Annotated in this window: 12 protein-coding genes; 11 read left to right on the top strand and 1 reads right to left on the bottom strand. The window is 70.0% G+C overall.

Annotated elements, in window-relative coordinates:
• Positions 1–56 precede the first annotated feature (56 nt).
• Genes TNCT1_RS03785 through nuoN form a run of 11 tightly spaced genes read left to right on the top strand, consistent with a single transcriptional unit; the run spans position 57 to position 14407 of the window.
• On the top strand, positions 57–1367 hold the full coding sequence (locus TNCT1_RS03785; RefSeq protein WP_143628341.1) for an NADH-quinone oxidoreductase subunit D: 1311 nt from the start codon (positions 57–59) through the stop codon (positions 1365–1367).
• Positions 1364–2233: an NADH-quinone oxidoreductase subunit NuoE gene (nuoE, locus tag TNCT1_RS03780; protein ID WP_143628052.1), complete on the top strand. Its 870-nt coding sequence runs from the start codon at positions 1364–1366 to the stop codon at positions 2231–2233. The genes TNCT1_RS03785 and nuoE overlap by 4 nt, the downstream gene beginning before the upstream one ends.
• Positions 2233–3579, top strand: a complete 1347-nt coding sequence (gene nuoF, locus TNCT1_RS03775) for an NADH-quinone oxidoreductase subunit NuoF (protein WP_143628050.1) — start codon at positions 2233–2235, stop codon at positions 3577–3579. Before nuoE ends, nuoF begins: the two co-directional genes overlap by 1 nt.
• Entirely contained in the window at positions 3576–6080 is a 2505-nt protein-coding gene (locus TNCT1_RS03770; RefSeq protein WP_143628048.1) for an NADH-quinone oxidoreductase subunit G, read from the top strand. The genes nuoF and TNCT1_RS03770 overlap by 4 nt, the downstream gene beginning before the upstream one ends.
• Positions 6077–7441, top strand: a complete 1365-nt coding sequence (nuoH, locus tag TNCT1_RS03765) for an NADH-quinone oxidoreductase subunit NuoH (protein ID WP_143628046.1) — start codon at positions 6077–6079, stop codon at positions 7439–7441. Before TNCT1_RS03770 ends, nuoH begins: the two co-directional genes overlap by 4 nt.
• The gene (nuoI, locus tag TNCT1_RS03760) at positions 7434–8084 is read left to right on the top strand and encodes an NADH-quinone oxidoreductase subunit NuoI (protein WP_143628044.1); all 651 of its coding nucleotides are present in this window, start codon (positions 7434–7436) and stop codon (positions 8082–8084) included. Before nuoH ends, nuoI begins: the two co-directional genes overlap by 8 nt.
• Positions 8081–8926 carry an NADH-quinone oxidoreductase subunit J gene (locus TNCT1_RS03755; RefSeq protein WP_143628042.1) on the top strand — a complete coding sequence of 282 codons (846 nt, stop codon included), beginning with the start codon at positions 8081–8083 and terminating at the stop codon, positions 8924–8926. The genes nuoI and TNCT1_RS03755 overlap by 4 nt, the downstream gene beginning before the upstream one ends.
• Complete coding sequence (gene nuoK, locus TNCT1_RS03750; RefSeq protein WP_020941573.1) at positions 8923–9222, top strand: NADH-quinone oxidoreductase subunit NuoK; 300 nt, start codon at positions 8923–8925, stop codon at positions 9220–9222. The genes TNCT1_RS03755 and nuoK overlap by 4 nt, the downstream gene beginning before the upstream one ends.
• A gap of 15 nt (positions 9223–9237) precedes the next feature.
• Positions 9238–11184, top strand: a complete 1947-nt coding sequence (gene nuoL / locus TNCT1_RS03745) for an NADH-quinone oxidoreductase subunit L (protein WP_143628040.1) — start codon at positions 9238–9240, stop codon at positions 11182–11184.
• A 5-nt stretch (positions 11185–11189) separates the two neighbouring features.
• The gene (locus TNCT1_RS03740) at positions 11190–12761 is read left to right on the top strand and encodes an NADH-quinone oxidoreductase subunit M (RefSeq protein ID WP_143628037.1); all 1572 of its coding nucleotides are present in this window, start codon (positions 11190–11192) and stop codon (positions 12759–12761) included.
• Complete coding sequence (gene nuoN / locus TNCT1_RS03735) at positions 12758–14407, top strand: NADH-quinone oxidoreductase subunit NuoN (RefSeq protein WP_143628035.1); 1650 nt, start codon at positions 12758–12760, stop codon at positions 14405–14407. Before TNCT1_RS03740 ends, nuoN begins: the two co-directional genes overlap by 4 nt.
• 54 nt (positions 14408–14461) lie before the next feature.
• On the opposite strand, the gene TNCT1_RS03730 is transcribed toward nuoN, so the two are convergent.
• Positions 14462–15142 carry a hypothetical protein gene (locus TNCT1_RS03730; protein WP_143628033.1) on the bottom strand — a complete coding sequence of 227 codons (681 nt, stop codon included), beginning with the start codon at positions 15140–15142 and terminating at the stop codon, positions 14462–14464.
• Between the last annotated feature and the right edge of the window lie 328 nt (positions 15143–15470).

Below are 15470 nucleotides of genomic sequence, written 5' to 3'. Positions count from 1 at the left end.
CCAACCCGTCGCCCGGCCAGCGCCCCTCGTCGAGTCCCTCCGGGACCACCTCCTCGATGGCATCGGCCCGCGAGACCACCGAGGGCGCCGTCTACACGGTCACCGGTGGCGACTGGGACGAGATCGTCCAGTCCGCGGCCCGCGCCGACGACGAGCGCATCGTCGTCAACATGGGTCCCCAGCACCCGTCCACCCATGGAGTGCTCCGTCTCATCCTCGAGATCGAGGGCGAGACGGTCACCGAGGCCCGCTGCGGCATCGGCTACCTCCACACCGGCATCGAGAAGAACCTCGAGTACCGGACCTGGACGCAGGGCACCACGTTCGTGACGCGCATGGACTACCTGACGTCCTTCTTCAACGAGACGGCCTACTGCCTCGCCGTCGAGAAGCTCCTCGGCATCGAGGACCAGGTACCCGAGCGCGCCGAGATCATCCGGGTGCTCCTGATGGAGCTGAACCGGCTCTCCTCCCACCTGGTGTGCATCGCCACCGGCGGCATGGAGCTGGGCGCCACCACGATCATGATCTACGGATTCCGTGATCGTGAAATGATTCTCGACATCTACGAGCTCATCACGGGCCTGCGGATGAACCACGCGTACATCCGCCCCGGCGGACTCGCCCAGGACCTGCCGCCCGGCGCGGTGGACCAGATCCGCGAGTTCGTGAAGAAGATGAAGAAGAACCTCCCCGAGTACGACGCGCTCGCCACCGGGAACCCCATCTTCAAGGCCCGCATGCAGGACGTCGGCTACCTCGACCTCGCCGGCTGCATGGCCCTCGGCGCGACCGGCCCGATCCTGCGCTCCACCGGCCTGCCGCACGACCTGCGCAAGACACAGCCCTACTGCGGCTACGAGACGTACGACTTCGAGGTCCCGACCGCCGACTCCTGCGACGCCTACGGCCGCTTCCTGATCCGCCTCGAGGAGATGCGCCAGTCGCTCGGGATCGTCGAGCAGTGCCTGGACCGGCTCCAGCCCGGCCCCGTCATGGTCGCCGACAAGAAGATCGCCTGGCCCGCCCAGCTCGCCCTGGGACCGGACGGACTCGGCAACTCCCTGGACCACATCAAGAAGATCATGGGCACCTCCATGGAGGCCCTGATCCACCACTTCAAGCTGGTCACCGAGGGCTTCCGGGTTCCGCCGGGCCAGACCTACGCGGCCGTCGAGTCCCCCAAGGGAGAACTCGGCGTGCACGCCGTCTCCGACGGCGGCACCCGCCCCTACCGGGTCCACTTCCGCGACCCGTCCTTCACCAACCTGCAGGCCATGGCGGCGATGTGCGAGGGCGGCCAGGTCGCCGACGTCATCGTCGCCGTCGCGTCCATCGACCCCGTGATGGGAGGCGTCGACCGGTGACCACCAGTTCTTCGGAGCGTGGCGTCAGCCTGGGCATGCCCCAACCGCCCGCGCCCGCGTACCCGGACGACGTCCGCGCCCGGCTCGAGGCGGACGCACGCGAGGTGATCGCGCGCTACCCCGACTCCCGTTCGGCCCTGCTGCCGCTGCTCCACCTCGTGCAGTCGGAGGAGGGTCACGTCACCCGCACCGGCATGCGGTTCTGCGCTGAAATGCTGGACCTGACCACGGCCGAGGTCACCGCCGTGGCCACCTTCTACACCATGTACCGGCGCAGGCCCTCCGGCGACTACCAGGTGGGCGTCTGCACCAACACCCTGTGCGCGGTGATGGGCGGCGACGCGATCTTCGAGACCCTCCAGGAGCACCTGGGCGTCGGCAACGGCGAGACCACCGACGACGGCAAGGTCACCCTGGAGCACATCGAGTGCAACGCGGCCTGCGACTTCGCGCCGGTCGTGATGGTCAACTGGGAGTTCTTCGACAACCAGACCCCCGGCAGCGCCAAGCGCCTGGTGGACGACCTGCGCGAGGGGCGGCCCGTACAGCCCACGCGCGGGGCGCGCCTGTGCACCTTCAAGGAGACCGCGCGGATCCTGGCCGGCTTCCCCGACGAGCGCCCCGGGGCCGTCGAGGAGGGCGGCAGCGCGGGACCGGCGTCGCTGGTGGGCCTCCGCCTGGCGAAGGGAGAGGCCGCACCCGCGCGCGTGGTTCATCCGCGGGACGGCGGTCCGCACGACGAACCGCAGGACCGGGCGCACCGGCCGTCGACGGCCGAGCACCTCAGCTCCCATGACGCGCCGCAGCAGACATCGGCCTCCGACCCGGCCCACCCGGCAGGGCCCGCCGCCGAGGAGGGGGAGTGATGACCGTGGCACCCGACCTCAAGGACATGAGCCCCGAGAAGCTGCTCGCACCCGTGCTGTCGGCCTTCTGGGACGAGGACCGCTCCTGGTCCATGGACGTCTACCGGAGGCACGAGGGGTACGAGGGGCTCCGCAAGGCGCTCGCCATGTCGCCGGACGACCTGATCGCGTACGTCAAGGACTCCGGTCTGCGCGGGCGCGGCGGCGCGGGATTCCCGACGGGAATGAAGTGGCAGTTCATTCCCCAGGGTGATGGAAAACCGCATTATCTTGTTGTCAACGCCGACGAGTCGGAGCCCGGGACGTGCAAGGACATCCCGCTCCTCTTCGCGAACCCGCACAGCCTCATCGAGGGCATCGTGATCGCGTGCTACGCCATCCGGTCGTCGCACGCCTTCATCTACCTGCGTGGTGAAGTCGTCCCCGTCCTGCGGCGGTTGCACGAGGCCGTGCGCGAGGCCTACGCGGCGGGCTACCTCGGCGAGAACATCCTCGGCAGTGGACTCGACCTCGAACTCACCGTGCACGCCGGCGCCGGCGCGTACATCTGCGGTGAGGAGACCGCGCTGCTCGACTCGCTCGAAGGCCGCCGTGGTCAACCGCGGCTCCGTCCCCCTTTCCCGGCCGTCGAAGGGCTCTACGCCTGCCCGACTGTTGTGAACAACGTCGAGTCGATCGCGTCGGTTCCCGCCATCCTGAAGAACGGGAAGGACTGGTTCAGGTCGATGGGCAGCGAGAAGTCCCCGGGCTTCACGCTCTACTCGCTCAGCGGCCACGTCGCGAGCCCCGGCCAGTACGAGGCGCCGCTCGGCATCACACTGCGCCAGCTCCTCGACATGAGCGGCGGAATGCGGCCCGGCCACCGCCTCAAGTTCTGGACCCCGGGCGGCTCCTCCACCCCGATGTTCACCGACGAGCACCTCGACGTCCCCCTCGATTACGAAGGGGTCGGCGCCGCGGGTTCCATGCTCGGCACCAAGGCCCTGCAGTGCTTCGACGAGACGACCTGCGTGGTGCGGGCGGTGACCCGCTGGACCGAGTTCTACGCCCACGAGTCCTGCGGCAAGTGCACCCCCTGCCGCGAAGGCACCTACTGGCTGGTGCAGTTGCTGCGGGACATCGAGGCGGGCAAGGGCGCCATGTCCGACCTCGACAAGCTCGCCGACATCGCCGACAACATCAACGGCAAGTCCTTCTGCGCCCTCGGTGACGGCGCCGCATCCCCGATCTTCTCCTCGCTGAAGTACTTCCGCGAGGAGTACGAGCAGCACATCACGGGCCGGGGCTGCCCCTTCGACCCGGCCAAGTCGACGGCCTGGGCGGACCGCCCGGAGGTGAACGCATGACCGTGACCACCAGTGCTCCCTCCGGAGGGGGAGAGGCGGCGGTCCCGCCGGAGGACCTCGTCACGCTGACGATCGACGGCATCGAGACCAGCGTGCCCAAGGGCACCCTGGTCATCCGGGCCGCCGAGCAGCTCGGCATCGAGATCCCGCGGTTCTGCGACCACCCCCTGCTGGACCCGGCCGGCGCCTGCCGCCAGTGCATCGTCGAGGTCGAGGGCCAGCGCAAGCCCATGGCGTCCTGCACCATCACGTGCACCGACGGCATGGTCGTGAAGACCCAGCTCACCTCGCAGGTCGCGGAGAAGGCCCAGCACGGCGTGATGGAGCTGCTGCTCATCAACCACCCGCTGGACTGCCCGGTCTGCGACAAGGGCGGCGAGTGCCCGCTGCAGAACCAGGCCATGTCGCACGGCAACGCGGAGTCCCGCTTCGAGGGCCGCAAGCGGACCTACGAGAAGCCCGTGCCGATCTCGACGCAGGTGCTCCTCGACCGCGAGCGGTGCGTGCTGTGCGCCCGCTGCACCCGCTTCTCCAACCAGGTCGCGGGCGACCCGATGATCGAGCTGATCGAGCGGGGCGCGCTGCAGCAGGTCGGCACCGGTGAAGGCGACCCGTTCGAGTCGTACTTCTCCGGCAACACCATCCAGATCTGCCCGGTCGGCGCCCTCACCTCGGCGGCCTACCGCTTCCGCTCCCGGCCCTTCGACCTCGTCTCCTCGCCGTCGGTGTGCGAACACTGCTCGGGCGGCTGCGCGACGCGCACCGACCACCGGCGCGGCAAGGTCATGCGGCGGCTCGCCGCCGACGACCCGGAGGTCAACGAGGAGTGGATCTGCGACAAGGGACGCTTCGCGTTCCGGTACGCGCAGGCCAAGGACCGCCTCGACCTCCCGCTGGTGCGCAACGCCGAAGGCGTCCTGGAACCGGCCTCCTGGCCGGAGGCCCTGGAGACGGCCGCGCGCGGCCTGACCGCCGCCCGCTCCCGGGCCGGAGTCCTCACCGGCGGCCGGCTGACCGTCGAGGACGCCTACGCCTACAGCAAGTTCGCGCGGGTCGCGCTCGGCACGAACGACATCGACTTCCGCGCGCGCGTGCACAGCGGCGAGGAGGCCGACTTCCTCGCGGCCCGGGTGGCGGGCCGCGGCCGTGACCTCGACGGCACGGGCGTCACGTACACCGCGCTGGAGAAGGCGCCCGCCGTCCTGCTCGCCGGCTTCGAGTCGGAGGAGGAGGCGCCCGGCGTCTTCCTGCGGCTGCGCAAGGCCTGGCGCAAGCACAAGCAGCGGGTGTTCGCCCTGGCCACACACGCCACGCGCGGCCTGGAGAAGGCGGGCGGCACCCTGCTGCCTGCCGCGCCCGGCACCGAGACCGAGTGGCTCGACGCCCTCGCGAGCGGCGTCGGCCTCGACGAACTCGGCGCGCAGGCCGGCGAGGCCCTGCGCGCCGAGGGCGCGGTGATCGTCGTGGGGGAGAGGCTCGCCTCGGTCGCCGGCGGCCTCACCGCCGCCGCCCGCGCGGCCGCCGCCACCGGCGCCCGACTGGTGTGGATCCCGCGGCGGGCGGGCGAGCGCGGCGCCCTGGAGGCGGGCGCGCTGCCGTCGCTGCTGCCGGGCGGCCGCCCGGCGACCGACCCGCGCGCGCGTGAGGAGGTCGCCGCGGTCTGGGGACTGGCCGAACTGCCCGTCCGTCACGGCCGCGACACCCACCAGATGATCGAGGCGGCCGCCACCGGCGAACTGTCCGCGCTCGTCGTCGCCGGCGTGGAGGTCGACGACCTGCCCGACCCGGCACGCGCGCGTGAGGCGCTTCGCGGCGTGGACTTCCTGGTGTCGCTGGAACTGCGGCCCAGCGAGGTCACCGAGCACGCCGACGTGGTCCTGCCGGTCGCCGCTGTCGCCGAGAAGGCGGGCACCTTCCTGAACTGGGAGGGCAGGGTGCGCTTCTTCGAGGCCGCGCTCAAGCCCGACCAGATGACCCGCCGCCTCGCCCCCACCGACGGGCGGGTGCTGCAGATGCTGGCCGACGCCATGGACGTCCACCTGGGCCTGCCGGACCTGCGCACCACGCGCGCGGAGATCGACCGGCTCGGCGCCTGGGACGGCCCGCGGGCCACCGACCCCCTGGAGAGGGCGGGCGTGCTGCCCCGCCCGGCCGTCGGCGAGGCGGTGCTCGCCGGGCACCGGCTGCTGCTCGACCAGGGCGTCCTGCAGGAGGGCGACGAGGCCCTCGCCGGGACCCGGCACGCGGCACGCGCGCGCGTGTCGGCGGCCACGGCCGCCGAGGCAGGTGTCGCGGAGGGCGGTGTCCTGGCCGTCACCGGCCCTCGCGGCGTCGTCGAATTCCCGCTCCAGGTCACCGAGATGCCCGACCGGGTGGTGTGGCTGCCGCTGAACTCCGCCGGCGCGGGCGTCGCCTCCGACACCGGTGCGCAGCCCGGCGACCTCGTCCGTATCGGCCCGGCGGCGCCCGCCGAACAGGCCCCCAAGGAGGTGGAGGCATGAGCCCGTACCTCGCGGCTGCAGACCTCTCGATGTTCGGCCGGGACCCCTGGTGGCTGGTCGTCGTCAAGGCCGTCTTCTGCTTCGCGTTCCTGATGGTGACCGTGCTGTTCTCCATCGTCTGGGAGCGCAAGGTCGTCGCCTGGATGCAGTTGCGCATCGGCCCCAACCGGCACGGCCCCTGGGGCATGCTCCAGTCGCTCGCCGACGGCATCAAGCTGATGCTCAAGGAAGACGTCATCGTCAAGCGCGCGGACAAGGTGGTCTACGTCCTCGCACCGATCGTCGCGGCCATCCCCGCCTTCATGGCGATCGCGGTGATCCCCTTCGGCCCGGCCGACGACGAGATCTCGATCTTCGGCACGCGCACCACCATGCAGCTCACCGACCTGCCGATCGCGATGCTCTACATCCTCGCGGTCGCCTCGGTCGGCATCTACGGCATCGTGCTGGCGGGCTGGAGCTCCGGGTCCACCTACCCGCTCCTCGGCGGCCTGCGCTCCTGCGCGCAGATGATCTCCTACGAGATCGCGATGGGCGCCGCGTTCGCCTCCGTGTTCCTCTACTCGGGGTCGATGTCGACGTCGGCCATCGTCGAGCAGCAGCACGACCGCTGGTACATCCTGCTGCTGCCGGTCTCCTTCATCCTCTACATCGTCACGATGGTCGGCGAGACCAACCGCGCCCCCTTCGACATGCCGGAGTCCGAGGGCGACCTGGTGGGCGGCTTCAACACCGAGTACTCGTCCATCAAGTTCGCGATGTTCATGCTGGCCGAGTACGTGAACATGGTGACCGTGTCGGCCGTCGCGACCACCCTCTTCCTCGGCGGCTGGCGCGCCCCCTGGCCGATCAGCGGCTTCTGGGAGGGCGCGAACCACGGCTGGTGGCCGCTGCTCTGGTTTGTCGTCAAGGTCCAGCTGCTGCTGTTCTTCTTCATCTGGCTGCGCGGCACGCTCCCCCGGGTCCGGTATGACCAGCTGATGAAGCTCGGCTGGAAGGTCCTCATCCCGGTCTCGGTGACCTGGCTGATGCTCGTGGCGACCGTGCGGGCGCTGCGCAACGAGAACTACGGCTTCGCCGACATCGCCCTCTACGTCGGCGGCGGCGTCATCGCCCTGCTGCTGCTCTCCTTCGTCGCCGACATGTTCCGCGAGAAGGCGAGGAAGGACGAGGGGCCCGCCGCCCCGCAGCCCGGGTTCGACCCGATGGCGGGCGGGTTCCCCGTGCCGCCGCTGCCCGGCCAGGAGCTGCCCCCCGTGCCCAGGCGCCGCCCGCGCCGGGAGCGGGAGCTGATTGTCAGTGGCGGGCCGGACACTGTCAGTGACGGATCTTCGGATGGAAAGGAGGCGTCCGATGGCTGAGGAGCCAACGGAGTCCGGGCAGAGCAAGCCCGGCTTCCAGAATCCCGTGGCCGGCTTCGGCGTGACCTTCAAGGCCATGTTCAAGAAGCGGCTCACCGAGCAGTACCCGGAGCAGCAGAAGACCACGGCTCCGCGGTTCCACGGACGGCACCAGCTGAACCGCCATCCGGACGGCCTGGAGAAGTGCGTCGGCTGCGAGCTGTGCGCCTGGGCCTGCCCCGCCGACGCCATCTACGTGGAGGGCGCCGACAACACCGACGAGGAGCGCTACTCGCCGGGCGAGCGGTACGGCCGCGTCTACCAGATCAACTACGCCCGCTGCATCCTGTGCGGCCTGTGCATCGAGGCGTGCCCCACGCGCGCGCTGACGATGACCAACGAGTTCGAACTGGCCGACTCCAGCCGCGCCAACCTCATCTACACCAAGGAGCAGCTGCTCGCCGGTCTGGAGGAGGGCATGGTCGACACACCGCACGCGATCTTCCCCGGTACGGACGAGCAGGACTACTACCGGGGCCTGGTGACGGAGGCCGCGCCGGGCACGGTGCGCCAGACCGCCGTCTCCAAGGGCGAGGTGGTGCAGGAGGGCGACAGCACCTTCGGCGAGACCGAACCGGCGTCCGAGAAGGTGATCGGACGATGAGCGCACAGCAGCTCGCCGCCTACACCACCTCCACCGGTGAGGCCTTCCAGTTCTGGGTCCTCGGCACGTTCGCGGTGATCGGCGCCCTGTGCACCGTGCTGATGAGGAAGGCCGTGCACAGCGCCCTCTGTCTCGCCGGGACCATGATCATCCTGGCGGTGTTCTACCTCGCCAACGGCGCCTACTTCCTGGGCATCGTGCAGATCGTCGTCTACACCGGCGCGATCATGATGCTGTTCCTGTTCGTGGTGATGCTCGTCGGCGTCACGGCCGCGGACTCGCTGAAGGAGACCATCAAGGGCCAGCGCTGGCTGGCCCTCCTGTGCGGGGCCGGCTTCGGGGTGCTGCTGTTCGCCGGCATCGGCAACGCCTCGCTGAAGGAGTTCAACGGCACCGGCCAGGCGAACGCGCACGGCAACGTGGAGGGCCTCGCGTCCCTCATCTTCACCAAGTACGTCTTCGCCTTCGAGATCACCGGCGCCCTGCTGATCACGGCCGCCGTCGGCGCGATGGTGCTCACCCACCGCGAGCGCACCGAGCGGGCCAGGACCCAGCGCGAGCTGGCCGAGCAGCGCATCCGGGAAGGCAGGCACATCCCGCCGCTGCCCGCACCGGGCGTCTACGCCCGGCACAACGCCGTGGACATCGCGGGCCTGCTGCCCGACGGCACCCCCTCCGAGCTGACCGTGAACAAGACGCTGCGCGAACGCGGGCAGATCCGCGACGTGTCGGCGGAGGCACTCAACGACCTGCGGGCCCTCGAGCAGCGCGCCGCCGAGCGTCTGGAGCGGACCGCGATCGAGCCGGCGACGTTCAAGCGGCCCGAGGAGGCGTCGAAGTGAACCCGGTCAACTACCTCTACCTCGCGGCCCTGCTGTTCACCGTCGGCGCGACCGGGGTGCTGATCCGGCGCAACGCGATCGTCGTGTTCATGTGCGTCGAGCTGATGCTCAACGCCTGCAACCTCGCGTTCGTCGTCTTCTCCCGGATGCACGGCAATCTCGACGGCCAGATCATCGCCTTCTTCACGATGGTCGTCGCCGCCGCGGAGGTCGTGGTGGGCCTCGCGATCATCGTGTCGCTGTTCCGTACCCGCCACTCGGCCTCGGTCGACGACGCCAGCCTGATGAAGCTGTAAGGGGTCGGAAGAATCGTGGACAACCTGATCGCGCTGCTCATCGCGGCGCCCCTGCTCGGAGCGGCCGTCCTCCTGGTCGGCGGCCGGCGGCTGGACGCCGTGGGCCACTGGATCGGCACGCTCCTGTCGGCCACCTCGTTCGTCATCGGCGTGGTCCTCTTCGCCGGCCTGCTCGGCAAGGACGCCGGACAGCGCACCCTGACCCAGCACCTGTGGACGTGGATCTCGGTCGGCGACTTCCATGCGGACGTCACCTTCCGCCTGGACCAGCTGTCGATGACGTTCGTGCTGCTGATCACGGGCGTCGGCTCCCTCATCCACCTCTACTCGGTCGGGTACATGGAGCACGACGAGCGGCGCCGCCGCTTCTTCGGCTACCTGAACCTGTTCCTCGCGGCGATGCTGCTGCTGGTCCTCGCCGACAACTACCTGCTGCTGTACGTCGGCTGGGAGGGCGTCGGCCTCGCCTCGTACCTGCTCATCGGCTTCTGGCAGCACAAGCCCAGCGCCGCGACGGCCGCGAAGAAGGCCTTCCTGGTCAACCGGGTCGGCGACATCGGCCTGTCGATCGCGATCATGCTGATGTTCACCACCTTCGGCGGCTTCGCCTTCGGACCGGTCCTCAGCCACACCGGTGACGTCTCAGAGGGCCGGCTCACCGCGATCGGCCTGATGCTGCTGCTCGCCGCGTGCGGCAAGTCGGCCCAGGTCCCGCTGCAGTCCTGGCTCGGGGACGCGATGGAGGGCCCGACCCCGGTCTCGGCCCTGATCCACGCCGCGACGATGGTGACGGCGGGCGTGTACCTGATCGTCCGCTCCGGCGCCATCTTCAACGCGGCGCCCGACGCGCAGCTGGCCGTCACCGTGGTCGGCGCCGTCACGCTCCTCTTCGGTGCGATCGTCGGTTGCGCCAAGGACGACATCAAGAAGGCGCTGGCCGGATCGACCATGTCGCAGATCGGCTACATGGTGCTGGCGGCGGGCCTCGGCCCGATCGGCTACGTCTTCGCGATCATGCACCTGGTCACCCACGGCTTCTTCAAGGCCGGGCTGTTCCTCGGCGCCGGTTCGGTCATGCACGGCATGAACGACGAGGTCGACATGCGCAAGTACGGCGGCCTGCGCAAGTACATGCCGGTCACCTTCGTCACCTTCGGCCTCGGCTACCTGGCGATCATCGGCTTCCCGTTCCTGTCCGGCTTCTACTCCAAGGACGCGATCATCGAGGCGGCCTTCGCCAAGGGCGGCACCCAGGGCTGGATCCTCGGTGGCGTGGCCCTGCTCGGCGCGGCCATCACCGCCTTCTACATGACGCGCGTGATGCTGATGACGTTCTTCGGGGAGGAGCGCTGGAGGCACCAGCCCACCCGTTCCCCCGAGGCGCCCAGCGCGGAGCCGGTCGCCGAGCACCACGGCGAGCACGCGGAGCCGCACCCGCACGAGTCCCCGAAGATCATGACGATCCCCATGATCGTGCTGGCCGTCGGCTCCGTCTTCGGCGGCTTCTTCTTCCACCTCGGCGACCGCTTCCTCAACTGGCTGGAGCCGGTCACCGGCCACAGCGAGGGCCACTCGCCCGTCAGTGCCGCGACGGTCACCGGCGCGACCCTGGTCTGCCTGGTCGTCGGCGTCGGCATCGCCTGGGCGCAGTACGGCCGCAAGCCCGTCCCGGCGGTCGCCCCGCGCGGCTCGCTGCTCACCCGGGCCGCCCGGCGCGACCTGCTGCAGGACGACTTCAACCACGTCGTCCTGGTGCGCGGCGGCGAACACCTCACGCGCTCCCTGGTGTACGTCGACCACACCCTGGTCGACGGTGTCGTCAACGGCACGGCGGCCGGCTTCGGCGGTCTGTCCGGACGGCTGCGCCGGGTCCAGAACGGCTTCGCCCGCTCCTACGCGGTCTCGATGTTCGGCGGCGCGGCACTCCTGGTCGCCGCGACCCTGCTGATGAGGGCGGTCTGATACCGATGTCCTTTCCCCTGCTGACAGCGACGGCGGTGGTCCCGGCCCTCGGGGCGGTCGCCACGGCCGCCGTACCGGCCGCGAAGCGCACCGCCGCCAAATGGCTGGCGCTGATCGTCTCGCTCGCCACGCTCGCCCTGGCGATCACCGTCCTGGTCCGCTTCGACCCGGACGGCGGCCGCTACCAGCTCACCGAGTCCCATGCCTGGATCGCGGACTTCGGGGTGCGCTACGAACTGGGCGTGGACGGCATCGCGGTGGCGCTGCTCGCCCTGACCGCGCTGCTCATCCCGTTCATCGTCCTGGCCGGCTGGCACGACGCCGATCCGCTGGAGACCGGCAGCCGCCGCTGGCGGCCCACCCAGGGATTCTTCGCGCTGATCCTGGCCGTCGAGGCGATGGTGATCATCTCCTTCGAGGCCACCGACGTCTTCCTCTTCTACATCTTCTTCGAAGCCATGCTGATCCCGATGTACTTCCTCATCGGCGGCTTCGGGGACCGGGCCCACGAGCACGGTGAGGCGGCGGCCTCCACCCAGCGGTCGTACGCGGCCGTGAAGTTCCTGCTCTACAACCTCGTCGGCGGTCTGATCATGCTGGCCGCGGTGATCGGCCTCTACGTGGTCGCCGGGAACTTCAGCCTCCAGGAGATCGCGCAGGCGCGGGCGAACGGCTCGCTGCACATGGCGACCAGCACCGAGCGCTGGCTGTTCCTCGGCTTCTTCTTCGCCTTCGCGGTGAAGGCGCCGCTGTGGCCGCTGCACACCTGGTTGCCCAACGCCATGCAGGAGTCCACCGCCCCGGTCGCCGTGCTCATCACGGCGGTGGTCGACAAGGTGGGCACCTTCGCGATGCTCCGCTTCTGCCTCCAGCTCTTCCCGGAGGCCAGCAAGTGGGCGACGCCCGTCATCCTGGTACTGGCGCTCATCAGCATCGTCTACGGCGCGCTGCTCGCCGTCGGCCAGCGGGACATCAAGCGCCTGGTGGCCTACGCGTCGATCTCGCACTTCGGCTTCATCGTCATGGGCATCTTCGCGATGACCAGCCAGGGCCAGTCCGGGGCGACGCTCTACATGGTCAACCACGGCATCTCCACGGCCGCGCTGATGCTGGTCGCCGGGTTCCTGATCTCCCGGCGCGGCTCCCGGCTCATCGCCGACTACGGAGGCGTGCAGAAGGTCGCCCCGGTGCTCGCCGGCACCTTCCTGATCGGCGGCCTCGCCACTCTGTCGCTGCCCGGACTCGCCCCGTTCGTGAGCGAGTTCCTGGTGCTGGTCGGCACGTTCACGCGCTATCCGGTGATCGGCGTCATCGCCACCTTCGGCATCGTCCTCGCCGCGCTCTACACCCTCGTCCTGTACCAGCGGACGATGACGGGCCCGGTGAAACCCGAGGTGTCGGCCATGCCCGACCTGCGCGTGCGCGAACTGGTGGTCGTCACCCCGCTGATCGTGCTGCTGATCTTCCTCGGGGTCTACCCGAAGCCCGTCACGGACATCGTCAACCCGGCGGTCAAACAGACCATGTCCGACGTACACAAAACCGACCCCAAGCCCGAGGTGGAGGCGGCCAAGTGAGCGCTACAGCCGTCCACAGCCTGTGGACAACCGCGGCCGCCCCGATCTCGAAGATCCCGGCGCCGAAGATCGAATACGGACAGTTGTCCCCGACCCTGATCGTGGTCGGTGCGGCACTGGTCGGGGTGCTCGTCGAGGCGTTCGTCCCGCGCAGGTCCCGCTACTACGCGCAGGTGTTCGTGTCCGTCGTGGCGCTGTGCGCCGCCTTCGCCGCGGTCGTCGCCCTCGCGGCGAACGGATACGGCACCACGAAGGCGCACATCGCGGCCATGGGGGCGATCGCGGTCGACGGACCGGCCCTGTTCCTGCAGGGCACGATCCTGCTGGCCGGCCTGGTCGGCCTGTTCACCTTCGCCGAGCGGCGCCTGGACCCGGAGGCGCACGGCAACCGGGTCGACTCCTTCGCCGCGCAGGCCGCGTCCGTGCCCGGCAGCGACAGCGAGAAGGCGGCCGTCCGGGCCGGGTTCACCACCACCGAGGTCTTCCCGCTGCTGCTCTTCGCCATCGCGGGCATGCTGGTGTTCCCCGCGGCCAACGACCTGCTGACGCTGTTCGTGGCCCTGGAGGTCTTCTCGCTGCCGCTGTACCTGCTGTGCGCGCTCGCCCGCCGCAAGCGGCTGATGTCGCAGGAGGCCGCGGTCAAGTACTTCCTGCTCGGCGCGTTCGCCTCCGCGTTCACCCTGTTCGGCATCGCCATGCTCTACGGCTACGCCGGCTCGGTGTCGTACGGGCGCATCGCGCAGGTCGTCGACGGCACGGTCACCAACGTCGACCCGGCCCTCGCCGGCACCATGGGCAACGACGCGCTGCTGCTGATCGGCGGCGCCATGATCCTGATGGGTCTGCTGTTCAAGGTGGGCGCCGTCCCGTTCCACATGTGGACGCCCGACGTCTACCAGGGCGCGCCCACCCCGGTGACCGGGTTCATGGCCGCCGCCACCAAGGTCGCTGCGTTCGGCGCGCTGCTGCGCCTGCTGTACGTCGTCCTGCCGGGCATGCGCTGGGACTGGCGGCCGGTCATGTGGGCGGTGGCCGTCGTCACCATGCTGGGCGGCGCGATCGTCGCGATCACCCAGACCGACATCAAGCGGCTGCTGGCGTACTCCTCCATCGCGCACGCCGGATTCATCCTCGCCGGTGTCATCGCGACCTCGAAGGACGGCGTGTCGTCCGTCCTGTTCTACCTCGCCGGGTACTCGTTCGTGACCATCGGCGCCTTCGCGGTGGTGACCCTGGTGCGCGACGCCGGCGGCGAGGCCACCCACCTGTCCAAGTGGGCGGGGCTCGGCCGCCGCTCCCCGCTGGTGGCGGCCGTGTTCGCGGTGTTCCTGCTGGCCTTCGCGGGCATCCCGCTGACCTCCGGTTTCGCGGGGAAGTTCGCCGTGTTCAAGGCGGCGGCGGACGGCGGTGCGGCCCCGCTGGTCGTGATCGGTGTGATCTCCTCGGCGATCGCCGCGTTCTTCTACATCCGGGTGATCGTGCTGATGTTCTTCAGCGAGCCCAGGCCCGAGGGGCCGACCGTGGCCGTGCCCTCGCCGCTGACCATGACGGCGATCGGGGTGGGCGTGGCGGTCACGCTGGTGCTCGGCGTGGCGCCGCAGTACTTCCTGGACCTGGCGAGTCAGGCGGGCGTGTTCGTCCGCTGAGGCGCTGTCCCGCGGCCCCGGTTTCTCCAGGTGAGGAACCGGGGCCGTCGCATGTCAGCGACCCGACGCGTCCTGCATGCCCTGCATGCCCTGCATGGCTTGCATGCCTTGCGAGTCCTGTGTGCTCTGCGTGCCCTGTGTGCCCTGCGTGCCTTGCGTGCCCTTCATGCTGCTCATGCCCTGCGTACCGTTCGCGCCCTTCATACCCTTCATGTCCTGCGCGGCCGAGGCGGGGCACGTCACCCGCGGGTTCCACTGCGCGAAGAGGCCGTTGGGGTTCTGCTTGTACAGCCACACGTGCAGGTCGTAGTGGGTGGGCATGCCCGGGTAGTGGCCGGGCATCGGGCCCTGGAAGTCCTGCCCGAACAGCCGGGGCCGCTTCATGTTCTTGCCTGTGACCGGGACGACCCACTCCACGCCGATGAGCCGGCGCTCGCCGTGCCCGGCGTCCTCGTAGAGCAGCGCGCCCGGCCGCGTCGGGTCCAGCGAGCCGAAGTGGGACTCGTTGAAGTAGTGGAAGCCCATGCCGCCCTGGGCGCGGGCCAGGCAGACGCGGGCCCGGTAGCCGTCCGCGGTCGCGAACGGCGTGTAGCCGTACCGCGCCGTGGCCGCGTAGGCCTCCCCGAGCTGCTGCTCGACGGCGGGGTTAAGACCGGTGGCGTGAGCGGGCGCGGACGCGGGCACGGCGAGGGCCGCGACGAGGGTGAGGGCGGCTCCTGCGAAACGAGCGATCATAAGGCGGGGCTCCTAGGGGCGGGCGCGGGTGGAATCGCGACCCCTCGGGGAGCGCGACGTGATCCGTTGGCGGGCGAGCCTCCTCCCGGCCCGCTCCAGCAGCCTTATCCCGTGCCGGGGCGGGCGGCCCCCCAGAAGCACCCGATGGGTCGATGGGCGGCCGCCGATAAGCACCCGTTCGGTTCAGCGCCGACCGCCGGACCGCACCCGATGAGCCGATACGACAAACCATGCGCATCTGTGGACAACTTCCGGCACTGTCGGCGCGGACCCCTATCGTGGAGGCAGTGGTCGAGCCACGACGACGCACGGGGGACGCAAAAGACAG

Source organism: Streptomyces sp. 1-11 (assembly GCF_007176755.1).
Lineage (GTDB): Bacteria > Actinomycetota > Actinomycetes > Streptomycetales > Streptomycetaceae > Streptomyces.
This window is presented reverse-complemented; position numbering and strand designations above follow the sequence as displayed.

Bases quoted from the DNA above. Each gene is read 5' to 3' on its own strand.
- TNCT1_RS03785 (WP_143628341.1), top strand. From the start codon at position 57: ATGGCATCGGCCCGCGAGACCACCGAGGGCGCCGTCTACACGGTCACC.
- nuoF (WP_143628050.1), top strand. From the start codon at position 2,233: ATGACCGTGGCACCCGACCTCAAGGACATGAGCCCCGAGAAGCTGCTC.
- TNCT1_RS03770 (WP_143628048.1), top strand. From the start codon at position 3,576: ATGACCGTGACCACCAGTGCTCCCTCCGGAGGGGGAGAGGCGGCGGTC.
- nuoH (WP_143628046.1), top strand. From the start codon at position 6,077: ATGAGCCCGTACCTCGCGGCTGCAGACCTCTCGATGTTCGGCCGGGAC.
- nuoI (WP_143628044.1), top strand. From the start codon at position 7,434: ATGGCTGAGGAGCCAACGGAGTCCGGGCAGAGCAAGCCCGGCTTCCAG.
- TNCT1_RS03755 (WP_143628042.1), top strand. From the start codon at position 8,081: ATGAGCGCACAGCAGCTCGCCGCCTACACCACCTCCACCGGTGAGGCC.
- TNCT1_RS03740 (WP_143628037.1), top strand. From the start codon at position 11,190: ATGTCCTTTCCCCTGCTGACAGCGACGGCGGTGGTCCCGGCCCTCGGG.
- TNCT1_RS03730 (WP_143628033.1), bottom strand. From the start codon at position 15,142: ATGATCGCTCGTTTCGCAGGAGCCGCCCTCACCCTCGTCGCGGCCCTC.